The sequence below is a fragment of the Ewingella americana genome, from assembly GCF_006438725.1.
GTDB lineage: Bacteria > Pseudomonadota > Gammaproteobacteria > Enterobacterales > Enterobacteriaceae > Ewingella > Ewingella americana_A.
In genome coordinates this window covers 311,093-330,726 of the sequence record NZ_RCZD01000003.1, presented here as the reverse complement: position 1 = coordinate 330,726, position 19,634 = coordinate 311,093, and the positions used below count along the sequence as shown (strand labels likewise).

General features: G+C 53.2%; 18 protein-coding genes. 2 read left to right on the top strand and 16 right to left on the bottom strand.

The features are described 5' to 3' along the window. Nucleotides 1-68 precede the first annotated feature (68 nt). From dedD to EAH77_RS07365, 8 genes are all read right to left on the bottom strand, one after another. Nucleotides 69-863 carry a cell division protein DedD gene (gene dedD, locus EAH77_RS07405; RefSeq protein ID WP_140471231.1) on the bottom strand — a complete coding sequence of 265 codons (795 nt, stop codon included), beginning with the start codon at nt 861-863 and terminating at the stop codon, nt 69-71. Then, nucleotides 856-2,127, bottom strand: coding sequence for a bifunctional tetrahydrofolate synthase/dihydrofolate synthase (gene folC / locus EAH77_RS07400; RefSeq protein WP_140471229.1), 1,272 nt, complete (start codon nt 2,125-2,127; stop codon nt 856-858). Before folC ends, dedD begins: the two co-directional genes overlap by 8 nt. Before the next feature lie 173 nt (nt 2,128-2,300). Further along, nucleotides 2,301-3,218: an acetyl-CoA carboxylase, carboxyltransferase subunit beta gene (accD, locus tag EAH77_RS07395; RefSeq protein WP_140471227.1), complete on the bottom strand. Its 918-nt coding sequence runs from the start codon at nt 3,216-3,218 to the stop codon at nt 2,301-2,303. Nucleotides 3,219-3,493: 275 nt separating this feature from the next. After that, nucleotides 3,494-4,162: a DedA family protein gene (locus EAH77_RS07385; RefSeq protein ID WP_140471225.1), complete on the bottom strand. Its 669-nt coding sequence runs from the start codon at nt 4,160-4,162 to the stop codon at nt 3,494-3,496. Between the two features lie 61 nt (nt 4,163-4,223). Then, nucleotides 4,224-5,063, bottom strand: a complete 840-nt coding sequence (gene truA, locus EAH77_RS07380; RefSeq protein ID WP_140471223.1) for a tRNA pseudouridine(38-40) synthase TruA — start codon at nt 5,061-5,063, stop codon at nt 4,224-4,226. After that, nucleotides 5,063-6,076, bottom strand: coding sequence for an aspartate-semialdehyde dehydrogenase (locus EAH77_RS07375; RefSeq protein WP_140471221.1), 1,014 nt, complete (start codon nt 6,074-6,076; stop codon nt 5,063-5,065). Before EAH77_RS07375 ends, truA begins: the two co-directional genes overlap by 1 nt. Nucleotides 6,077-6,192: 116 nt before the next feature. After that, complete coding sequence (gene pdxB / locus EAH77_RS07370; protein WP_140471220.1) at nt 6,193-7,320, bottom strand: 4-phosphoerythronate dehydrogenase PdxB; 1,128 nt, start codon at nt 7,318-7,320, stop codon at nt 6,193-6,195. A 99-nt stretch (nt 7,321-7,419) separates the two neighbouring features. Continuing rightward, the gene (locus tag EAH77_RS07365) at nt 7,420-8,196 is read right to left on the bottom strand and encodes an AraC family transcriptional regulator (RefSeq protein ID WP_140471218.1); all 777 of its coding nucleotides are present in this window, start codon (nt 8,194-8,196) and stop codon (nt 7,420-7,422) included. 145 nt (nt 8,197-8,341) lie between these two features. Between EAH77_RS07365 and EAH77_RS07360 the strand changes: the two genes are divergently transcribed. Further along, nucleotides 8,342-9,235 (top strand): DMT family transporter, encoded by an 894-nt coding sequence (locus tag EAH77_RS07360; RefSeq protein ID WP_140471216.1) that lies wholly within the window; start codon nt 8,342-8,344, stop codon nt 9,233-9,235. Between the two features lie 215 nt (nt 9,236-9,450). Further along, nucleotides 9,451-10,500 carry a flagella biosynthesis regulator Flk gene (gene flk, locus EAH77_RS07355; RefSeq protein WP_140471214.1) on the top strand — a complete coding sequence of 350 codons (1,050 nt, stop codon included), beginning with the start codon at nt 9,451-9,453 and terminating at the stop codon, nt 10,498-10,500. Nucleotides 10,501-10,512: 12 nt separating this feature from the next. Here flk and EAH77_RS07350 read toward each other — a convergent pair whose 3' ends face one another. The 8 genes from EAH77_RS07350 to fabB form a co-directional block, all read right to left on the bottom strand. Further along, nucleotides 10,513-10,695, bottom strand: coding sequence for a hypothetical protein (locus EAH77_RS07350; protein WP_140471212.1), 183 nt, complete (start codon nt 10,693-10,695; stop codon nt 10,513-10,515). Further along, nucleotides 10,667-10,825, bottom strand: a complete 159-nt coding sequence (locus EAH77_RS25120) for a hypothetical protein (protein ID WP_161985781.1) — start codon at nt 10,823-10,825, stop codon at nt 10,667-10,669. Before EAH77_RS25120 ends, EAH77_RS07350 begins: the two co-directional genes overlap by 29 nt. A 17-nt stretch (nt 10,826-10,842) precedes the next feature. After that, a complete protein-coding gene (locus EAH77_RS07345; protein WP_140471478.1) occupies nt 10,843-11,964 on the bottom strand; it encodes an SLC13 family permease in 1,122 nt (373 codons plus the stop codon). A 214-nt stretch (nt 11,965-12,178) separates the two neighbouring features. Next, a complete protein-coding gene (locus tag EAH77_RS07340) occupies nt 12,179-14,485 on the bottom strand; it encodes an Orn/Lys/Arg decarboxylase N-terminal domain-containing protein (RefSeq protein WP_140471209.1) in 2,307 nt (768 codons plus the stop codon). Nucleotides 14,486-14,588: 103 nt separating this feature from the next. Then, nucleotides 14,589-15,926: an arginine/agmatine antiporter gene (adiC, locus tag EAH77_RS07335; protein WP_140471207.1), complete on the bottom strand. Its 1,338-nt coding sequence runs from the start codon at nt 15,924-15,926 to the stop codon at nt 14,589-14,591. A gap of 287 nt (nt 15,927-16,213) precedes the next feature. Next, nucleotides 16,214-17,668: a PepSY-associated TM helix domain-containing protein gene (locus EAH77_RS07330; protein ID WP_140471205.1), complete on the bottom strand. Its 1,455-nt coding sequence runs from the start codon at nt 17,666-17,668 to the stop codon at nt 16,214-16,216. A 97-nt stretch (nt 17,669-17,765) separates the two neighbouring features. After that, complete coding sequence (locus EAH77_RS07325) at nt 17,766-18,167, bottom strand: DUF2946 domain-containing protein (RefSeq protein WP_241673413.1); 402 nt, start codon at nt 18,165-18,167, stop codon at nt 17,766-17,768. A gap of 201 nt (nt 18,168-18,368) precedes the next feature. Next, nucleotides 18,369-19,589, bottom strand: a complete 1,221-nt coding sequence (gene fabB / locus EAH77_RS07320; protein ID WP_140471203.1) for a beta-ketoacyl-ACP synthase I — start codon at nt 19,587-19,589, stop codon at nt 18,369-18,371. Nucleotides 19,590-19,634 lie beyond the last annotated feature (45 nt).

Below are 19,634 nucleotides of genomic sequence, written 5' to 3'. Positions count from 1 at the left end.
CAATCATTTAACAGCAATAAGTTCAGACCAAGCCCAAGCCATGGGCGTTGAAGCAAGAAGGTCTGGGTTTAGTGCCCGGCGCTGTATGCGCGTATTTGCCCACTCAGCCCGCTGATCTGATTCATTTGAGGCAGTGCCGACTCCAGCTTCTGTTTCGACGCATCAGGACCGACGAAGACGCGGGTAATTTGCCCCTGCACCGGCGTACCTGGAACGGTATAGGCACGGAAACCCGATAAACGCAGGCTGGCGACAATCTCGTTGGCTTTGGACGCATTTTTCAGCGCACCCAACTGCACGACATATGATTGCCCCGTTGGCGCTTTTTCTTCCGGCTGTGGTTTGTTCTCTATTTTCGGTGGCTCAACGGCTTTCGGTTGTTCCGTCACTTTAGGCTGTTCAACCGGTTTAGGCTGAACAGCTTTCGGTTTTTCTACCGGTTTGGCTTCAACCATTGGCTTTGGTTCAATCACTTTAGGTTTGGTCGGGGATGGGGCCGGGCGAGCAGGCTGAACCTGCTTTTTCGGCTCAGGCCGGGTCGTCACAGGCGCAACCGGCGTTACCGGTTGTACTTCGGCGTCATCCGGTAACTCCTGACCGGTGTTTGCCGGTTGGGACGTCGTATTGCCCTGACCCTGTACCGCATCCTGTGCCCCTTCCGGTGGCTGGGCTGGCAACGACTGCGACACCGGCGGTATCACGTCCTGCTCCTGCGCATCGCCTGGTTTAGGGACTAACGGAATCGAAGCAAATTCATCTTCATAATGCTTTTTCTTCCCGTCGAGCAAACCCGGCAAAATGATCACGCCAAGCGCGACCAGAATGATGGTCCCGACCAGACGATTTTGAAACTTACTAGCCACTGGTTTTCCCCGCGTCTAAAGCAGCCATCACGTGCGCTACGGTATGAAATGATCCGCAGACAATCACAATATCCTGACTATCAGCATCCTGCATCGCCTGTTGCCAGGCACTAACGACGTCCGTGAACTGATGCGCTTGCGTCAGATGCACGGCCAATTCTTCTACGCTGGCACCGCGCGGGCCTTCCAGCGGTGCGCAATACCATTGATCAATTTGCGGTGCCAGACAGGCCAGCGTTCCGGCGATATCTTTGTCATGCAACATACCCACGACGGCCCGTACTTTGCCACCGTGGCGCGGCAGTTGGGCCAGACGCCCTGCCAGATAACCGGCGGCATGGGGGTTATGCGCGACATCCAGAATAAGTCTTGGCGACTCGCTCACAGTCTGGAAACGGCCCGGCAATTGGGCCTGTTGCAAACCACTGCGAATGGCCGTCTCGGGAATATTCAGCGCGCAGTAGTGTAACGCGGCCAGCGCCGTGGCGGCATTGGGCAGCGGGACGTTGGGCACCGGTAAATCATCCAGCACCTCCCCATCCTGCGCTTCCCAGCGCCAGCGGTCGCCCACAACGCGGTAATTCCAGCGTTCACCCAAGCGGTATAAATCAGCACCTTTTTCAGCGGCCACATCGGCAATCGACTGCGGCATATCTGGCTCGCCGACAATGGCGGGTTTATTGCCACGGAACACCCCGGCTTTCTCACGCCCGATACTTTCACGGTCAGAGCCGAGCCAGTCGGTGTGGTCGAGCGCAATGCTGGTCACCACGGCGACATTGGCATCGACAATATTGGTGGCATCAAGCCGCCCGCCGAGGCCGACTTCTAGGATCACCACGTCGAGTTTGGCATCCTTAAACAAGCGCAAAGCCGACAGTGTGCCGTACTCGAAATAGGTCAGGGAGATATCTCCGCGTCCGGCTTCAAGCGTAGCAAAAGATCGACAATGTGCTTCCTCCGACAGTTCTTCCCCCTGAATACGTACCCGCTCGGTGTAACGCACCAGATGCGGCGAACTGTAGACCCCGACGCGTAACCCGGCAGCGATAAGAATCGCTTCCAGCGTGCGGCAGGTGGTGCCTTTGCCGTTAGTACCGGCGACAGTGAAGACGAAGGGTGCGGGTTGCAACAGATCCAGTTTGCTGGCGACGGCTTTGACGCGATCTAGCCCTAGCTCTATTGCCTGAGAATGGAGGTGTTCGAGATAATAAAGCCACGCGGCCAAAGGCGACGTGGCTTGAGGAATAATTTGATTCTGCATGAGTCTCGTCCAACCTGTATTAGGTTCACTCAGACACGACATTACCCAAGCTCGACAGCAGGCAATGCCCCTTTGTCAGATGCGACAAACAGAATAAAAGCACGGCCTGCTGGCGGGAATGCGTGGAATGCCCACGCGTTCCGTTATGACTGACCGGCTTTTACCCTGGTCAATCAGGCATCCTGATGGTTATCAGCAGCATTACCGCTGATGGTCGCCTGAACTTCTGCCACTTTAGGCTCAGGTTGACCGGTCAGTTTGGCTAAAACGCTACCTAACTTTGGACGTAAATCAGGACGACGGACAATCATGTCGATCGCGCCCTTTTCAATCAGGAATTCACTGCGCTGGAAGCCCGGCGGCAGTTTTTCACGCACCGTTTGTTCGATAACGCGAGGACCGGCAAAACCGATCAGCGCTTTCGGTTCGGCGACGTTGATGTCACCCAGCATAGCCAGACTGGCGGAAACACCGCCCATAGTCGGGTCAGTCATGACGGAAATATAAGGCAGACCGCGTTCCTGCAATTTTGCCAGCGCCGCACTGGTTTTCGCCATTTGCATCAGCGACATCAGTGCTTCTTGCATACGTGCGCCACCACTGGCTGAGAAACAGACCAACGGGCAGTTATCTTCCATCGCCTGCTCAACGGCACGGACAAAACGCGCCCCAACTACAGAAGCCATTGAACCGCCCATGAAGGCGAATTCAAATGCCGCAACCACGATTGGCATGCCGTACAGCGTGCCTTTCATGACCACCATCGCGTCTTTCTCGTCGGTTTCTTTTTGTGCTGCAACCAGACGGTCTTTGTATTTTTTGGAGTCTTTAAACTTCAGAATATCTTTAGGCTCAAGCTCGCTGCCTAACTCAACCTCGCTGCCTTCATCCATAAAGGTGAAGAGGCGCATCCGCGCAGAGATGCGCATGTGATGGTCGCACTTCGGGCAAACCATGAGATTGCGTTCAAGCTCGGCGCGGTAAAGTACCTGCCCGCAGCTATCACATTTAGTCCAGACGCCCTCAGGAATACTTGCCTTACGGGTTTGCGAGACGTTGCTCTTATTAAGAATTCGTTCAATCCAGCTCATCGATGACCTTTCTGTTTGAACCCGGCCGAAGCCAGTCCGCTGTTCATGCTGTAACAAGTCCCCTGAAACCTACCCAAAACGTCCGACCACCCTGATGCCAGATGGCAAAACAGACGCGGCACGGAAGGGTTGCTCGCAGGAACAGACCATAAATGTCGCTCATTAAACCATAACGGCCCGACGCTGTGGATAAAAAACTGGTCGAAGCCTTTGGTTTAATGCCTCTAATTTTAACGCTTTCGCACTATCAAACGTCCTGCATTGCTGACCTTTGCCTAGCCTTGCTGACGCTTTTCCTTCGCCGCTGCACGCTTGTGCCGCCAAATTTCTATCACGCCCGGCAAAATAGAAAGGACGATGATCGCCACAATCAACAATTTCAGATTGTTCTGCACAATCGGCACATTGCCAAAAAGATAGCCAGCATAGGTAAATAACAGCACCCAAACCAGCGCACCAATCACGTTATACGCAGCAAAGTGGCGATATGACATATGCCCCATACCGGCGACAAAAGGCGCAAACGTGCGAACAATCGGCACGAAGCGCGCAAGAATAATCGTTTTGCCGCCATGTTTCTCATAAAACTTGTGCGTTTGATCCAAATAACTACGCCGGAAAATCCTGGAATTCGGGTTCCTGAATAAACGTTCGCCAAACAAGCGGCCAATGGTGTAGTTCAGCGCGTCACCCACAATAGCCGCAACAGCCATCAGAGACACCATCAAATGCACATTCAGATCATTACCCGGCAGTGCGGCCAGCGCACCGGCGACAAACAGCAGGGAATCCCCCGGTAGGAACGGCGTAACCACCAGTCCTGTTTCACAAAACAAGATCAGGAACAGGATGCCGTAAACCCAGGCCCCGTACTGTGCTACCAACTCTGCCAGATGCACATCGATATGGAGAATGAAATCAATAACAAAGTGGATAAAGTCCATCTAGTTAATCGCCTTTTTAAGCGCCCAAATGCGCCAGGTTAAACAATGTGTTACAACAAAATCAGTCCGCTAAAAACAGCGGCCCCATGTTCAATTTTGGCAACCCAAACTTCTCCGGGTAATCCACTGAGACCAGATACAGCCCTTCCGCCTTGGCCGTCGCCGCCGCCAGATTACGGTCTTTGGCCGCCAGCAGCTCAGCCATCCAGTTTTCTGGCTGTGCGCCTGCGCCAATTTCAATCAGGCTGCCCACAATGTTGCGCACCATATGATGAACAAACGCATTGGCTTTCACATCCACCACCACATAATTACCGTGGCGGCTAACGTTAAGGTGAATCATGTAGCGCCACGGCGTGCGGGACTGGCACTGTGAGGCGCGAAACGAGGTGAAATCGTTCTCACCCAGCAGTGCCTGACCGGCACGCTGCATTTTTTCAACGTCCAGTGGCAAATGCACATGGGTGATACCTGTCTGCAAAATGGCGGAGCGGAAACGGTTGTTGTAAATAATGTAGCGGTAGCGGCGCGCAGTGGCGCTGAAACGGGCGTGGAAATCGTCCGCCACTTCGCTCATCCAGCGTACCGAGATATTTTTTGGCAAATGGGTATTCACCCCCATCGTCCATGCGGCTTCTTTACGCAACACCGGGGTGTCAAAATGCACCACCTGGCCAGTCGCGCTGACGCCGGTATCTGTACGCCCTGCACAAAGCACAGTGATAGGCGTATCGGCCACACGGCTAAGTGCTTTTTCCAGACAGGCCTGAACGCTTGACGCGTCGGGCTGACGCTGCCAGCCAAAATAGGCGCTGCCATCATATTCAATCCCTAACGCAATACGCCCGGCAACAGAAGTCGCCGGCGGCGTCTGCCGTTCAGGGGTAAACTCTTCAGACATCAGTACCAATACTCCCCAATCAGTTTCTCAGCAGTTTCCACTGCCATCAGTGCACCACCAAAACGAACGTTATCCGCCACTGACCAGAACTGCAGTATTTCAGGAATACCGTAATCATTGCGCAGACAGCCGATACTCAGGTTGGCATTGCCGGAAGCATCGCTGACCTGCGTCGGGAAATCATCCTCTTCGCTGAGGTTGATATCGTCGATACGTTCAAGTTCAGTACGCGCTTCTTCTGCGGATAACGGGCGCAGACCTTCCATATGCACCACCTGCGCGTGGCCGTAAAATACCGGCGACTGCACGCAGCTGACTGAGATCGGCAGGCCGTCGTTTTGCAGCACTTTACGCACCTGATCTACCAGACGGCGCTCCTGACGCACGCTGCCCTCCTCATCATTGAGCAGAGGTAACAGATTAAACGCCAACTGCTTACTAAAGAGTCCGCCCTCTTCTGCCGGAATGCCGTTAAGCAGACGGGCGCTTTGCCCAGCCAGGTCATCCACGGCCACTTTACCCAGCGCGGAAACAGACAACAGCGAAGTGACGTGAAGACGCGCTAAACCGGCCTGTTCCGTCAGCGGTTTAATCGCTGTCAATAATTGGCTGGTCAGGCTGTCAGCCACCGCCACGATATTACGGTTGCGATAATGAGCCAGGGAGTCCGGGTTTACGCCAGGGACCACCAGCGGAATGTCATGTTCCATGGCAAACAGACCGCTGCTGTCAATAACCAGGCAGCCCTGATTGGCCGCTTCGTCAGCAAACTGCGCGGAGGCTTCTGCGCCAGCGACGAAAAACGCTAACTGCACCTGCGACCAGTCAAATTCGGCGGCATTTTGCACGCGCAGACTTTTGCCGTTGTAACGGATAGTCTGACCGGCGCTGCGTTCGCTCGCCAGGGGGAAGAGTTCACCAACCGGGAACTGACGTTCAGCCAGCAGATCCAGTAACGCATCACCTACTGCGCCCGTGGCGCCGAGCAGCGCGATATTCCAGCCATCAGACATGTTGGTATTCTCCAAAAATGAGTCGTACAAAATACAAAGGGGCGGCAATTACCGCCCTCCAGCAAAAGAGTCGTGGAGCCACTTTAAGCATAAAAACTTAAGGTCGGGTTAAGGCCTCAGCCCTGAACCGCAGCGAACCCCAGCTTGTTGAGTAACTCGGCGGTGGCCGTATTATCACAAATCACCCGCAGTGATGACCACTCGCGCCGTTCTTCATAGAACTTACGCAGCTTGTCAAATTCACCCGGCTGACCGGCAACACGACGCAGTGGCGCATCATCGCGGCGCACATCATACACTAAGTGAATAAGTCTCAGCAGTCTGGCTTCATTCAGTTCCCCAGAGAAACTGACAACCGGAAACTCCGGCGCAGGCAGCAAGGTTTCCAGCGGCACTTTTTGCGGTTCACCAATAAACTGGCTGAATGCCTCGAACACCTGCGTGGTGCCACGCGCTTTCCCCTCAAGGCTGTAACCGGCGATATGCGCAGTGCCAATGGCGACTTTTTCCAACAGGGCCAGCGACAGTTCAGGTTCAGGCTCCCACACATCAAGAACGGCGGTCAGCTTTTTCGGCCCATTCAGGGCATCGAGCAGTGCGGCGTTATCCACCACTTCACCACGGCAGGCATTAATTAAAATGCGGTCCGCAGGCAGACGCGCCAGCAAACCGGCATCCACCAGATGATGCGTGGCATAAGGCCCGGACATATTCAACGGCGTGTGAAACGTCAGCACATCGGCTTCAGCCACCAGTTGTTCCAGCGGGGAAAAATCGCCTTCATCGCCACGATCTGCACGCGGAGGGTCACACAACAACGTGCGCACACCCAGCGCCCGCAGACGGTCGTTGAGGCGTGAGCCAACGTTACCTACGCCGATAATACCCACGGTTTTATCCCGCAGTTGGAAACCATCGCGCTGGGCAATGATCAGCAACGCCGAGAAAACGTATTCCACCACGGCAATGGCGTTACAGCCCGGTGCCGCAGAGAACCCGATCCCCTGCTGCTGTAACCAGGCGTCATCCACGTGATCGGTACCCGCCGTGGCTGTACCGACAAATTTCACTGACTTACCGACCAGCAAACTCTCGTTCACTTTGGTGACGGAACGCACCATCAGTGCGTCGGCATCATTGAGCGCATCTTGCGGAATCGGGCGGCCAGGAACGGCCTGAACGTTGCCCAGTCGGCTGAATAGCTCGACGGCATACGGCATATTTTCATCAACCAGGATTTTCACGGGTATCTCCGGCAGGCTGTGCCAAGGAAAAAACAGAAAATAAAGAGGACCTCGATTTTGCCACGAATGGCGACAGATCCCAATGCCGAAGCACCAGGCTTACCTTTCATTACGGAAACGTTGGGGCGTGGTCCCGGAAATTTGCTGGAACATGGCAATAAATGCCGACGACGAGCTGTAACCCACTTCCAGTGCCACATCATGAACCATTTTTCCCTGCTCAAGTAACGAGATGGAATGCAAAAAACGCAGCCGTTGCCGCCATTCAGCAAACCCCATGCCCAAATCCTGCTGGCAGCGGCGTGACAAGGTACGCTCAGTGGTATAAACCCGCGCAGCCCATTGTGCAAGCGACGTGTTATCTGCCGGATTCTTCTCCAGCGCGGCTAATACCGGCGCCAGCAGTCTACATTGTGACGTCGGCAAATAGGTCTCCTGCCGCGGTGCCTGGCTAATCTGATCCAGCAAAACCCGCGCCATGCGCATGTCAGTTTCTGTGGCCGGTTCAATAAGGTTTCGGGCAAAGCAGTCGTCGGCGATGGCATTAAAAATCGGTGTTAAAGTCAACAGACAAGGGCTCGAGGGCAGGCCAACATCCAGTTCGCGCGAAATATCGATTGCGCAGAAGCGGGTGGTTTTACGGTTATAACTGGAATGTTCTGCGCCCGCAGGCAGCCAGACCGCAAACTCACGCGGGACCAGATAGCGCTGTCCCTCGATGTTCATTGCCATCACCCCTGATTTCACGCAGATGATCTGGCTCCAGGGATGAGAATGCAGAACGTATTCCGAATTAGCGAGTACCGTCTCACCACGAAAAAGCAGCGTCGAAGGTTGTTTCTCAGAAAGCGACGGGTAAAAACGATGTTGAGACATCACTGACCTATAATCTAGGGTGGGCAATCGAACGACATGTTGTCTGAAATGCGCAGATCCTTGTCTGGTTATCGTTATATATAACAAACAAGACAACAGTACACTAGCTCAACGATTTAATCATGGACGCCCCGAACCTATACTTATGAATGCTCTCTTCCCTCTGCTGGCAGTACTGATCTGGTCGTTGAATGCGGTCGTCAGTAAAGCATCTGCCACCGCCATCGACCCGGCAGCAATCTCCTTCTACCGCTGGTTGCTGGCACTGGTGACACTGACACCTTTCGTCTTGCCCGGCGTCCTGCGCAATCTTAAAGCGATTAAACAGTATTGGTGGAAGCTGCTGATCCTCGGCCTGCTCGGCATGGTGCTGTATCAGAGCCTGGCGTACTACGCGGCCCACAGCGTCAGCGCGCTGTTTATGGGCATACTCAATTCACTGATCCCGCTGCTAACCGTATTGATAAGCCTGGTGCTGCTCAGCGTGATGCCGACTGTAGGGATTGTGCTCGGCGGAATGTTGTCGCTGGCAGGGCTAGTCTGGCTGGTGAGTGCGGGCGACCCGGCGCAGCTGTTGCAGCATGGTATTGGCCGGGGTGAGTTGATGATGTTCGCAGCTTCGGCCTCTTACGCACTTTATGGCGTGCTGACCAAACGCTGGGCCATTCCTTTACCGAACTGGCAATCCCTCTACGTTCAGATTCTGTTTGGCGTGCTCTTGCTGCTGCCAAACTTCCTGCTGGCGGGCAATGTTGAGTTGAATGCGCACAATATTCCGCTGGTGCTTTTCGCCGGGATCCCTGCGTCCATCATTGCGCCTTTCCTGTGGATTCAAGGAGTTATTCGCCTCGGTGCCAATAAAACCTCTATTTTCATGAATCTTTCGCCGATTTTTACCGCCATCATCGCCGTGCTTTTCCTGCACGAACAGCTGCACAGTTATCACCTGATTGGCGGCGGCATCACGCTTATCGGGGTGATCCTCGCCCAGCGTTTACGTCGCCCGCTGTTCGCAGAAAAAGCGCAAGTCACGAAATAAGACTCGCCGGTTTATCTCCCTTTTTGCTGCCTGCAACCCTGCGGGCAGCATGATATTTGTTGCTTTCACGTGCCACCTGACAAATTCTAAAAAAAATATGCATAAGAATAAGTTGTACGGCGGAGTATTCGCGGTGTCGATTGCTTAAATTTGCAGGTATGATGTGGCGCTTCTGCGCTTTGCGCCGTTTTAACTAGCAGCGAAGGACTGGTGATATGCAACCTTTGAGTGGTCCAGGTACGCCGATTGGCGACAACAGGGCACAGCCGAATGGCCAGACAGTCCCCGCAGGGCCGGGTGAAAACCAGCCGTTAACGCCAGCACAGCGCACGACTCTGGAAAAACTCATCGTCAAATTAATGGCGCTGACACCGATGAAGTCCGCCGAGATTTGGGCCGGGCTGCGCCACGAACTGGCTTTGCCACACGACGCCGAACTGACCGCCGGGATTTTTTCCCGCGCCGAAACGGTTTTGCAAGGCAAACTGTCCCAGGCTCAGGACAGCCACTCCACGCGCCAACTACTGCAACAACTGACCGAGCTGCTGCCACAGGGCAATAATCGTCAGGCAGTCAGCGACTTCATTCGCCAAAACTTTGGTCATACCGTATTAAGTCAGCTCAGCCATGAACAGTTGCAGCAGGTGTTCCTGCTGGTACAAACCCGCGAGATGGCCATTCCTCAGCCGCAACAAACACCTATTACCGATCGCGCTTTGCTGCCAGCCGAGCATAATAACCTGCAACAGCTGGTGACTAAACTCAGCGCAGCCACGGGTGAAGCACCGGCAAAACTGTGGCAGGAGCTGTTTAATCTGGTCGGTGTAAAAGTGGGTGAGCCAATTCCTGCACGCCATTTTCAGCTGTTAAGCCAGTTTATGCAGGTGAAGGCCGCGCTCAGCCAGCCGACCGCCACGCCTACGCTGACCACGTTGCTTAGCGTGCTCAAACAACCAGCCACTGCGCAGGAAGTTCATCAGCTTAGCGAGTATGTGGAATCTCGCTTCAACGCCACGCCGGTTACACCGCTGAATATCGCTCAGCTTAACGATCTGGTCGGTGTGTTGTTCAGCCAGCGGGTTGATCGTACGCCGCGCCCTGAAAAAATGGATGACGACTTCACCACCGTCTCACGCACCGAACCGCAGCCGATCATGAACCCGTTTGTCGCTATGCTGCCACCTTCGATGCAATCTTTGGGCGGCAAGCCTTTAGCGTTCATCGCCTTCATCGTCGTCGTCATACTGTTGTGGTTACTGTTCTGATCCTTTGATCATTCAACAGCCACAGTCGTCAAGGCTAAGACCGGCAGGATAAGCGCCGGTCTCTTCCCCTTCAGCCAGCAGATGCTGGTCGCGAACCCAAAAATCCAGCCCGGAGCCGATGGTCATTACGGCCCGCTCGCCACAGGTCTTACCGCTGCTGGCGATATCACGACTCGACGCCGCGACTGTCGCCACGATGGCTACCCGCCCCCCAGACTTCAACCGGTGCCCGCGATGGCTGGCTGCCGGGCTTTTCGGCGCTGGCACCCAGCGAGATCGCCACGGTAGCCGACAGACTGGCGCGCATAAAACCATGACACAGCACGCTGACTGCTGCATGTTTTAAATAAGCTTCAGCAACGCCCAACCCGCCAGACCGCTCAGGGCTAAAAACGGGAAGGCGTAATAGTGGAAGGTAAGCCAAATCTTGCGATCGTTAGCCATACGCAAGGCAATCAAATTGGCGAGGGAACCTATCGCTAAACCAAAGCCTCCGGCATTGACGGAATACGCCAGCAGCGCGTTAGCCGGAACATAGTTGATCATTAAAATAGTGGCGGGAACGTTGCTGATGACCTGAGACAACGCAATCCCCAGCGCATAAACCCCCATTGAGGACAGTTGCCCTATTTGATCTACCGCGCCTTGGATCGGCCCTAACCCGACGATCAGCCGAACATCGATAAACATGGCGATGAACACCACAATCAGTGGCCAGTCGATACGTAATAACACCTGGCGGCCCAGTAGCAAAAAACAGAGCAATACGGCGAGCAGGCCATAGACCGCCACGCCAGCATCAACACAGCCAATAAAAATGACGTACATCGCCAGACAGCTGAACAGCAATCTTTTTTGGTACGGATAGCCTTGATTATTCTTTAGACGTTTGAGTGTCGTCGCCGGAAAACTTAGCCAGGTCACGACCAATAATGCCAATAGGCTCACCAGGGCCAGCGGTGCCATCTGCGCGATAAATGCTAGAAATGACAGCCCGGATTTGTTCCACAATAGGATGTTTTGCGGATTGCCGATGGGCGTAAGTAACGAACCCGCGTTAACGGCCAATGCCTCGAAAATGATCAAGCGGGTTACCGGCAGCGTGGAGAGTTTTTTTAGCGTAATAGTCAGGGGTATGACGATAAAAAGCGCCACGTCATTGGTCATAAATGTAGACAACAGCGCTGCCGCGCAAACCAGAAATAGCGCCAGATAACGTTCATTGCTGATGGTATTGATCATCTTGCGGCCAACAAAATCGAAATAACCGCTGACCTCAACACCTTTGGTCAGCATCAGCAGGCCAATTAACGTCACAATAGTTGACCAGTCTACAAACTGCGGAAACTGCACAATTTTTTCTGGCTGAAACAGGCTCAACACCACGCCAAGTAACAGTAAAATGTGTAAAAAACGGTCGCGCGCAAAAGGCTTAATCAGCGTTTGGGTAACAGTGGTGAGCATAGTGATTTCTACCGTGAAGGGCCGGTTATCTGATGCGCTGACCTTACCGGAAGCACCTGCGGCGTACCAGCGCAAAAGTAAGTTCCTCCGCGACGCCTCGCAAAAAAACGGGGCCTGTTCAAGGCCCCGCATTTGGCTTGCGAGACAACTCGCAATTCTCTTTTTTTCTGCCTTTTTCCGCTTGCCTGGAAAAGACAGTTGAGTAGACTCGCCGCTATTCTTTCAGTACCCAGATATGGTACTGACCGTCTTTGAACTCTGCGCCTTCAAGTTCTTTTTCGAAGCCTGGGAATTGTTCACCCCACTGCGCAATGCTGTGAATATAGCTGAGCCACGGGTCGTTTTTTGCACCAAAACTTTCTCCCGGCATGACAATAGGGATGCCCGGTGGATAAGGGATAACGCCAACGGCAGAAACACGCCCGGCCAGTTTGTCCAGCGTGAGCTGTTCGCAGCGCCCGGCCATATGGTCCTGGAATGCCGCACGCGGCAACTTGACCGGCGTAGGTATCTTGCCGAACGCATCGGACTGGAGTTTGTCCATCTGGCTGGTTTTCATGTAGGTGAACATTTCATCGCACAGATCTTTCAGCCCCATACCCGCATAGCGAGCGGTATTGGAGGAAGAGAGATTCGGCAGACACAGTGTCAGTGGGCTGTTGTCATCATAGTGCTGTTTGAACTCCAGCAGCACATTGATAAGTGTGCCCCACTTGCCCTTAGTGACGCCAACGGAGAACAAGCACAACACCATGAAATCCGTGGTGCGTGACGGGACAATGCCGTGCTGCGACAGGAAAGCGGTGACCATCGCTGCCGGAATACCGTTTTCCAACATACTGCCATCATCACCCATACCGGGTGACAAAATACCGGCTTTGATTGGGTCGAGCATGCACCAGTCGTCGTCAAGTTGGTCAAAACCGTGCCAGCTTTCACCCGGCTTCAGTACCCAGCAATTCGGGTCAGTCGTCAGCTGCTTTTTGGAGGCATTAATGAACGGGATCTTTTTACCGGTTTTCACATCGACTACGTCCGGCGCATTCCATGGTGAGAAGAACCATTCACCCTGAGCTGCGAAAGTCGCGTGGACTTTTGCCAGTGCCAGACGGAAATCCACCGCTTCGTTGATCACTTCCTGCGTCAGCGACTCGCCCTGCTTGCCATCCATCATGGCGGCACCGACTTCGTTGGCCGCAATAATGGCATACAGTGGAGAGGTGGTCGCCTGCAGCATGTAAGACTCATTGAAGCGCGAATGCTCGACCGGTTTTTTACCGTTACGAATATGGATATAGGAGGCCTGTGACAGCGCAGCTAATAATTTATGGGTGGAATGCGTGGCGAAAACGGTCGGGCCCTCCGGGTCGTGATCGGCCGGGTTACCGCGCATAGCATAACGATCGCGGTAGAACGGGTTGAAGCGCGCATACGCATACCAGGCTTCGTCAAAGTGAATCTGATCAACGCTTTTTGCCAGCAGATCCTGCGCCTGTTTGGCGTTGTAACACATACCGTCGTAGGTACAGTTGGTCACCACGGCATAAACCGGTTTAGGGTCTGTCGCGAGAGCTTTGAGCGGATGTTCATCAATTTTTTGCTGAATAGATTCCGGCATGAACTGGGATTTAGGGATAGGCCCGATGATGCCAAACCGGTTGCGGGTAGGAATGAAAAATACCGGCACGCCGCCGGTCATCACCAGCCCCTGCTCAATCGATTTATGGCAGTTACGGTCACATAACGCAAACTGACCGTCGCCAATCACCGCTGCCATAATTGCGCGGTTGGAACCGGAGGTGCCATTCAGCACTGAATAACTTTGGTGTGAGCCGAACACACGAGCGGCGTAGGTTTCAGACTCTTTAATCGGTCCGCTGTGATCCAGTAGAGATCCCAGCGCACCACGCTCTATGCCAGTATCGGTACGGAACAGGTTTTCACCAAAGAAATCAAGAAACTCGCGCCCCACTGCGGTTTTGGTGAACGCAACGCCCCCCTGATGACCAGGAGCTGCCCACGAATATTCTGGAGAATACTTGGTGTAATTAAACAGTGCTTTGGTAAACGGTGGCAGCAGTTGGTCATAATATTTGTCGATCAACGCCACAGAACGGGCGGCGATAAATTCGGCGGTATCTTCGTGCATCCAGACAAACTCGTTGACCATTTTCATGGTGTCGAGCGTCAGCGTATCGATACAGGAGTGCTCAGCCATCAGCAGCACCGGAACCCCTTTGTTGCGACGGCGGATCTCTTGCAATAAAGCAAACGCCTGGCTGTGCGACACCTCATCGTTGCCACCGGAGGTCCAGTCGACAAAGACGCAGCAAATAGACGCATCCGAGGTGATGGTAGCCACACCGTCTTCAAAGGTTACTGCCGGGATAACAGCCAGATTATTGTCTTCCAGCGCTTCGATAAGCTCACGAACGGCGCGGCCGTTGGCGGTGTTAATGCCCATAATATTGCTATCAACCACCAACACTTTACGTTTTTTATGGCGACTTAAATCAATCATTAACCTTTCCTTTTCGTCTTGAATTTCGTTACAAGCCGGGGTGAACACCGGGGCCCGTCATCCACGAATGACGGGCCCACTCTGTGTTTTCGGCCAAAACCTGTTAGTCCAGCTCAAGCGGTTTACCCAGTGGGTACGGGTTTTTATGACGGCGGTTATAGTTGAAGCTGTACATGGCAGTAATCACCATCAGCGCGATGAATGACCACATCACTTCTTCGGCGCCGGAGCCCACCACGGCCCATACGCAATAGACAAAAGCAATAAGCGTGATGAAGCTATACATGCCTGAGCGGTTACCCAGATGACCATGCCCAACCAACATCAGAGCGGCGCAGGTATAGAGATAAGGCACCAGGGTGAAAATAACCGAGACGGAGGAGACCAGCGCGAACTGCTCCGTGGCGTCGGGGGAAATGGTGGAAATCTGGAAGATAGTCATCAGAATACCGAGAACGATCAGCCCTTTGACCGGCACCCCCTCCTTGTTGACCTTGGCAAAAATAGGCGGGAATAACCCGTCGTCAGCGGCGGCTTTTGCCGTCTGGCTGGCGAGTAACGTCCAACCGCCTAATGAGCCAAGACAACCGGCCGCAGCGCAGAAGGTGACTATCGCACCCGCGGTATCACCCATTGCCATGCGGGCGGCGTCCCCAAACGGAGAGGTTGAAAGCCGCAACGCCGCATTGGGGATCATCCCCATGATAGCGGTGGTAGAAAGAACGTAACAAACAGCAGCGATCAGTACACCACCGATGGTGGCAATCGGGACGTTGCGCTTAGGGTTCTTCACTACGGCCGCCGCTACCGACGCACTCTCTACACCGATGAACGACCACAGCGTCACACTCAGGGTGCTTTGAATCGCGCCAAAGGTACTTTTCCCGCTGACGTTCCAGGCATCCATGTAGGTATCGCTTTTGAACCAGAACCAGCCAAAAATAGCGATCGCCAGAATTGGGATCAGCGCCAGCACAGTGGCAACAGCCTGAACGCGCGTGATCATCTTCGCGCCGACAATATTCAGAATGACAAAAAGCCACAGCACAGCAACGCAGGTAAACGTCAGTACCAAGGGTTCTTTTAAAATTGGGAAAAAATAACTGAGATAGCCGACACCGATAACCACCATGGCGATATTACCGACCCAGCAGGCCAGCCAGTACAGCAGGTTGGTTTGGTAACCGAGATAAGGTCCAAATGCCCTGCGCGCATACGCATACGATCCGCCCGCGCTGTCATCCAGGGAGGACATTTTTGCGTAAACCATCGACAGCGCTAATGCGCCGATAATAGTCACCAGCCAGCCATAAATAGCAACGCCACCGGTCGACGCCAGGTTGGCAGGTAAAAGAAATACCCCCGACCCCATTATATTCCCGGACACCATGAGGGTGACCGGAATTAACCCTACTTTTTTATCATCTGATTCAATAGCCATGTACTAACCCCTACAAAAAGTAATGTATTAATTTTCAAAGGAAATATTGAATAAAACAAAGAAAGATTTCGGACTGTTCTGGTGCTTGGATAAGCCTAGTAGAATTTTCTGAAAGACGGAATAAATAGCGAGATAATTTAAATAAATGGCGAATCATAAAAAATATAATCAGTCTATTTATCAGTATGATAAGAGGATCTCAGACAGTGCTATTCAGCGGAATGACCATCAGATTAAGCAGCGTAATTTTGTTTGCGCTGCTTAATCTAACGTTAAAGAGATAATAATTAGCAGAGTGAAGAAGATGCAGGTAATACGGGTTTATTTCGTCTCCAGCGCACAATATCAATCAGCAGGAAAATCATCAGGCTGATGCCCATTACTGGCAGCGAAAACGCGAGCCCCAATGCTATCAATGCCACCGGACATTGGAGGCTAAAAGGGACTAATTTCCACGTCTGCCACAATGTGTTCGCCGGATTTATGCCGTCGTGATTCACGGTTCTGCGCAGCCACCACAACCGATATCCCCAGGCGATCATCAGACACAGCCCGAGCCCAAACACTGCCAGAATCACCTGATTCCACAGGCCAAACAAGATCCCCATGTGAGCATCGACGCCCCAGCGGGTGAGCTTGGCGAGCAGCGGAAAATCGGCAAAACGGACGTGATCGACGATCTGCAAAGACACAGGATCCACCGAAACGGCATCGACCTGTGTTGGCCAACTGCGATCCACTTCAGTGACTGTCCAGGCTTTATCAGCCTTATAGGCGGGGCGGATTTCAATCTTATTCGCCTGAATACCTGACTCTCTCGCCGCCTGCACCACTGCATCGAAAGTATGCGTCGTCAGCGTCAGCACTCTTGGTGTTGCTGGCATTGAATGGGAAGAGGTCTCCATATCAGGCATATCAGGCATCGTGGCATGATGTTCGGCGTGCTCGCCCGCGGGTGTCGGCACAAGTTCAGGATCTAAATTCGTCTTCACCGCCGGTGTCAGCCACCCCATATTGGCACGCAACAGACTGATATTATCGCCAGCCCATTGCGACCATGTCAGGCCCGTTGCGGAGAAAAACAGTAGCCCGGCCATCAGCAACAGCCCAAGGGTGCTATGCCAGTAACGACTACGCTGCTGTTTTTCAACTTTTGCACTCAGTTTACGTGGTGCACGGGCTTTGCGCCGACCAGTCAGCCAGAGCATCATGCCGCCAAGCGCCGCCACCCAGAGCCATGACGCCGCCAGTTCACTGTAAATACGCCCCGGGTCACCTAACAGCAAGCCACGGTGTAAATCATCCAGCCAGGTGCGGAAGGGCAAAATACCGCTGGTGCCGTAAACCGTTATATCTCCTTTCACCGCCAGCGTGAGAGGGTCGACAAATATCGCACGGCTTTTGGAAGCGCCTAACTGAGGATTGGAGAACATCACCCGCGTGGTGTCACCTTCTGTGGGTGCGGGTCGGACAGCATAAATGGGCTGGTCATTGCCTGTCACTTTTACCGCAGCATCAATCTGGCGGGACAACGGCTGTGCTTCGCCTTTTGACGTAGTGAACAGCGCATCCGCGTACAGATAATTTTCAAACTGCGGGGTGAGGACATACAACGTACCGGTCAGTGCGGCGATGAAGATAAACGGGCCGACAAACAGGCCAATATAAAAATGGAGGCGCTTAAGCAACGCGATAGATGCGACTTTTACTGTCATTTTGTGTGCAGCAGCAGGCTGGCTCATCAATCAAATTTCCTGAATTTTCCAATAGCAGATGCATAACGGCCACGCCGGTTAAGCGCCGTTATGACGATGTTTTAAAGTGAGGAAAATAAAAAGATCAAAAAACAGGTGGCGCGCGGGGTTGGGCATCCGTGAAAAACAGCGAAGGTATAAAGCGTTTTATTAAAGACAATGGGGGCGCACGGCCGGAGAAGTCCAGCGACCACAGCATCGGCATGGTCTGTAAATCCAGCATCGGTAGATGCACCAACAACACACAATAATCACAGGCGGCATCGATCATGCCACCCGTTATGATGCTGTTGGCGATGTCATGAACTGTGGATTTACACGTTTGCTGCTGACAATGCGCCATTGAAGCATCATGGTCAGACATTTCCATGCCAGCCATGTCCCCGTTTGGCATGTCCATATCGGACATCACCATACCGGGCATCATCTTATGATGTGCACCCTCCCCCACCAGAGATTTAGAAACCACTGGTGCAATAAACAACATCAAAATCGCCGCTATCCCAAGCCATGCAGGGAAACGAAGATGCCGATGATTGATTTGTCGCAGTGAGAACATCATGTCAACAAAATGGGAATGAAAAGTGGCTAAATTGTACCTGAATCGTTGAAATATGACAGAAACTACAAATCACAAATATAAAAAACCCGCCAAAAGCGGGTTTTTTTTCACACTGAGCGACGCGAATTACTTGTCGTTTTTCAGCTTACGCATGACCAGCGTGGCGTTGGTGCCACCGAAGCCGAAGCTGTTGGACATCACGGTCGTCAGCTCGCGCTGTGTCGGTTTGGTGATGATATCCATCCCTTCTGCTTTCTCATCGAGATTTTCGATGTTGATACTGGGTGCGATAAAGCCGTATTCGGCCATCAGCAGGGTGTAAATCGCTTCCTGCACACCGGCGGCACCCAGAGAGTGGCCGGTCATTGCTTTGGTAGAAGACAGGGCTGGTGTTTTGTCGCCAAACACTTCACGGATGGCACCCAGCTCTTTCACGTCACCTACCGGGGTAGAAGTCCCGTGGACGTTAACGTAATCGATCGGTGTATCCACGCCGTTCATGGCCATTCTCATACAGCGGACTGCACCTTCACCGGATGGAGCCACCATGTCAGCACCGTCAGACGTTGCACCGTAGCCCACGATTTCAGCGTAGATATGCGCACCACGAGCCAGAGCGTGTTCCAGCTCTTCAACCACAACCATACCGCCACCGCCAGCGATGACGAAACCGTCACGTTGCTGATCATAAGTACGGGATGCTTTTTCAGGCGTTTCATTGTAACGGGTAGACAGTGCGCCCATAGCATCAAATTCACAGGCCATTTCCCAGCACAGCTCTTCGCCGCCGCCAGCAAATACGACATCCTGCTTGCCCAGTTGGATCATTTCTACCGCGTTACCGATGCAGTGAGCAGAGGTCGCGCAGGCAGAACTGATGGAATAGTTAACACCACGAATTTTGAACGGGGTTGCCAGACAGGCAGACACGCCAGACGCCATTGCTTTGGTCACCATGTAAGGGCCAACGCCTTTCAGACCTTTGGCACGCATGCCGTCTGAACCAGCAACCTGGTTACGCGGAGAGCCGCCACCGGAACCGGCAATCAGGCCGGTACGGTCGTTGGAAACCATCTCTGGAGTCAGACCGGAGTCTTCAATCGCCTGTTGCATAGAGAGATAAGCGTAGATGGAAGCATCGCTCATGAAACGCACAATCTTGCGGTCGATAAGCCCTGTAGTGTCTAACTTCACATCACCCCAGACGTGACTACGCATTCCGGCATCTTTCAGCTCTTGCGAGAAGGTGATCCCTGAGCGACCTTCCTGCAGAGAGGTCAGAACTTCCTGCTTATTGTTACCGATGCTCGAGATAATACCCAGGCCAGTAATGACTGCACGTTTCATTTAATACCTCTTGTACTATTAACTAACTATTCGGGATTTCGTCAC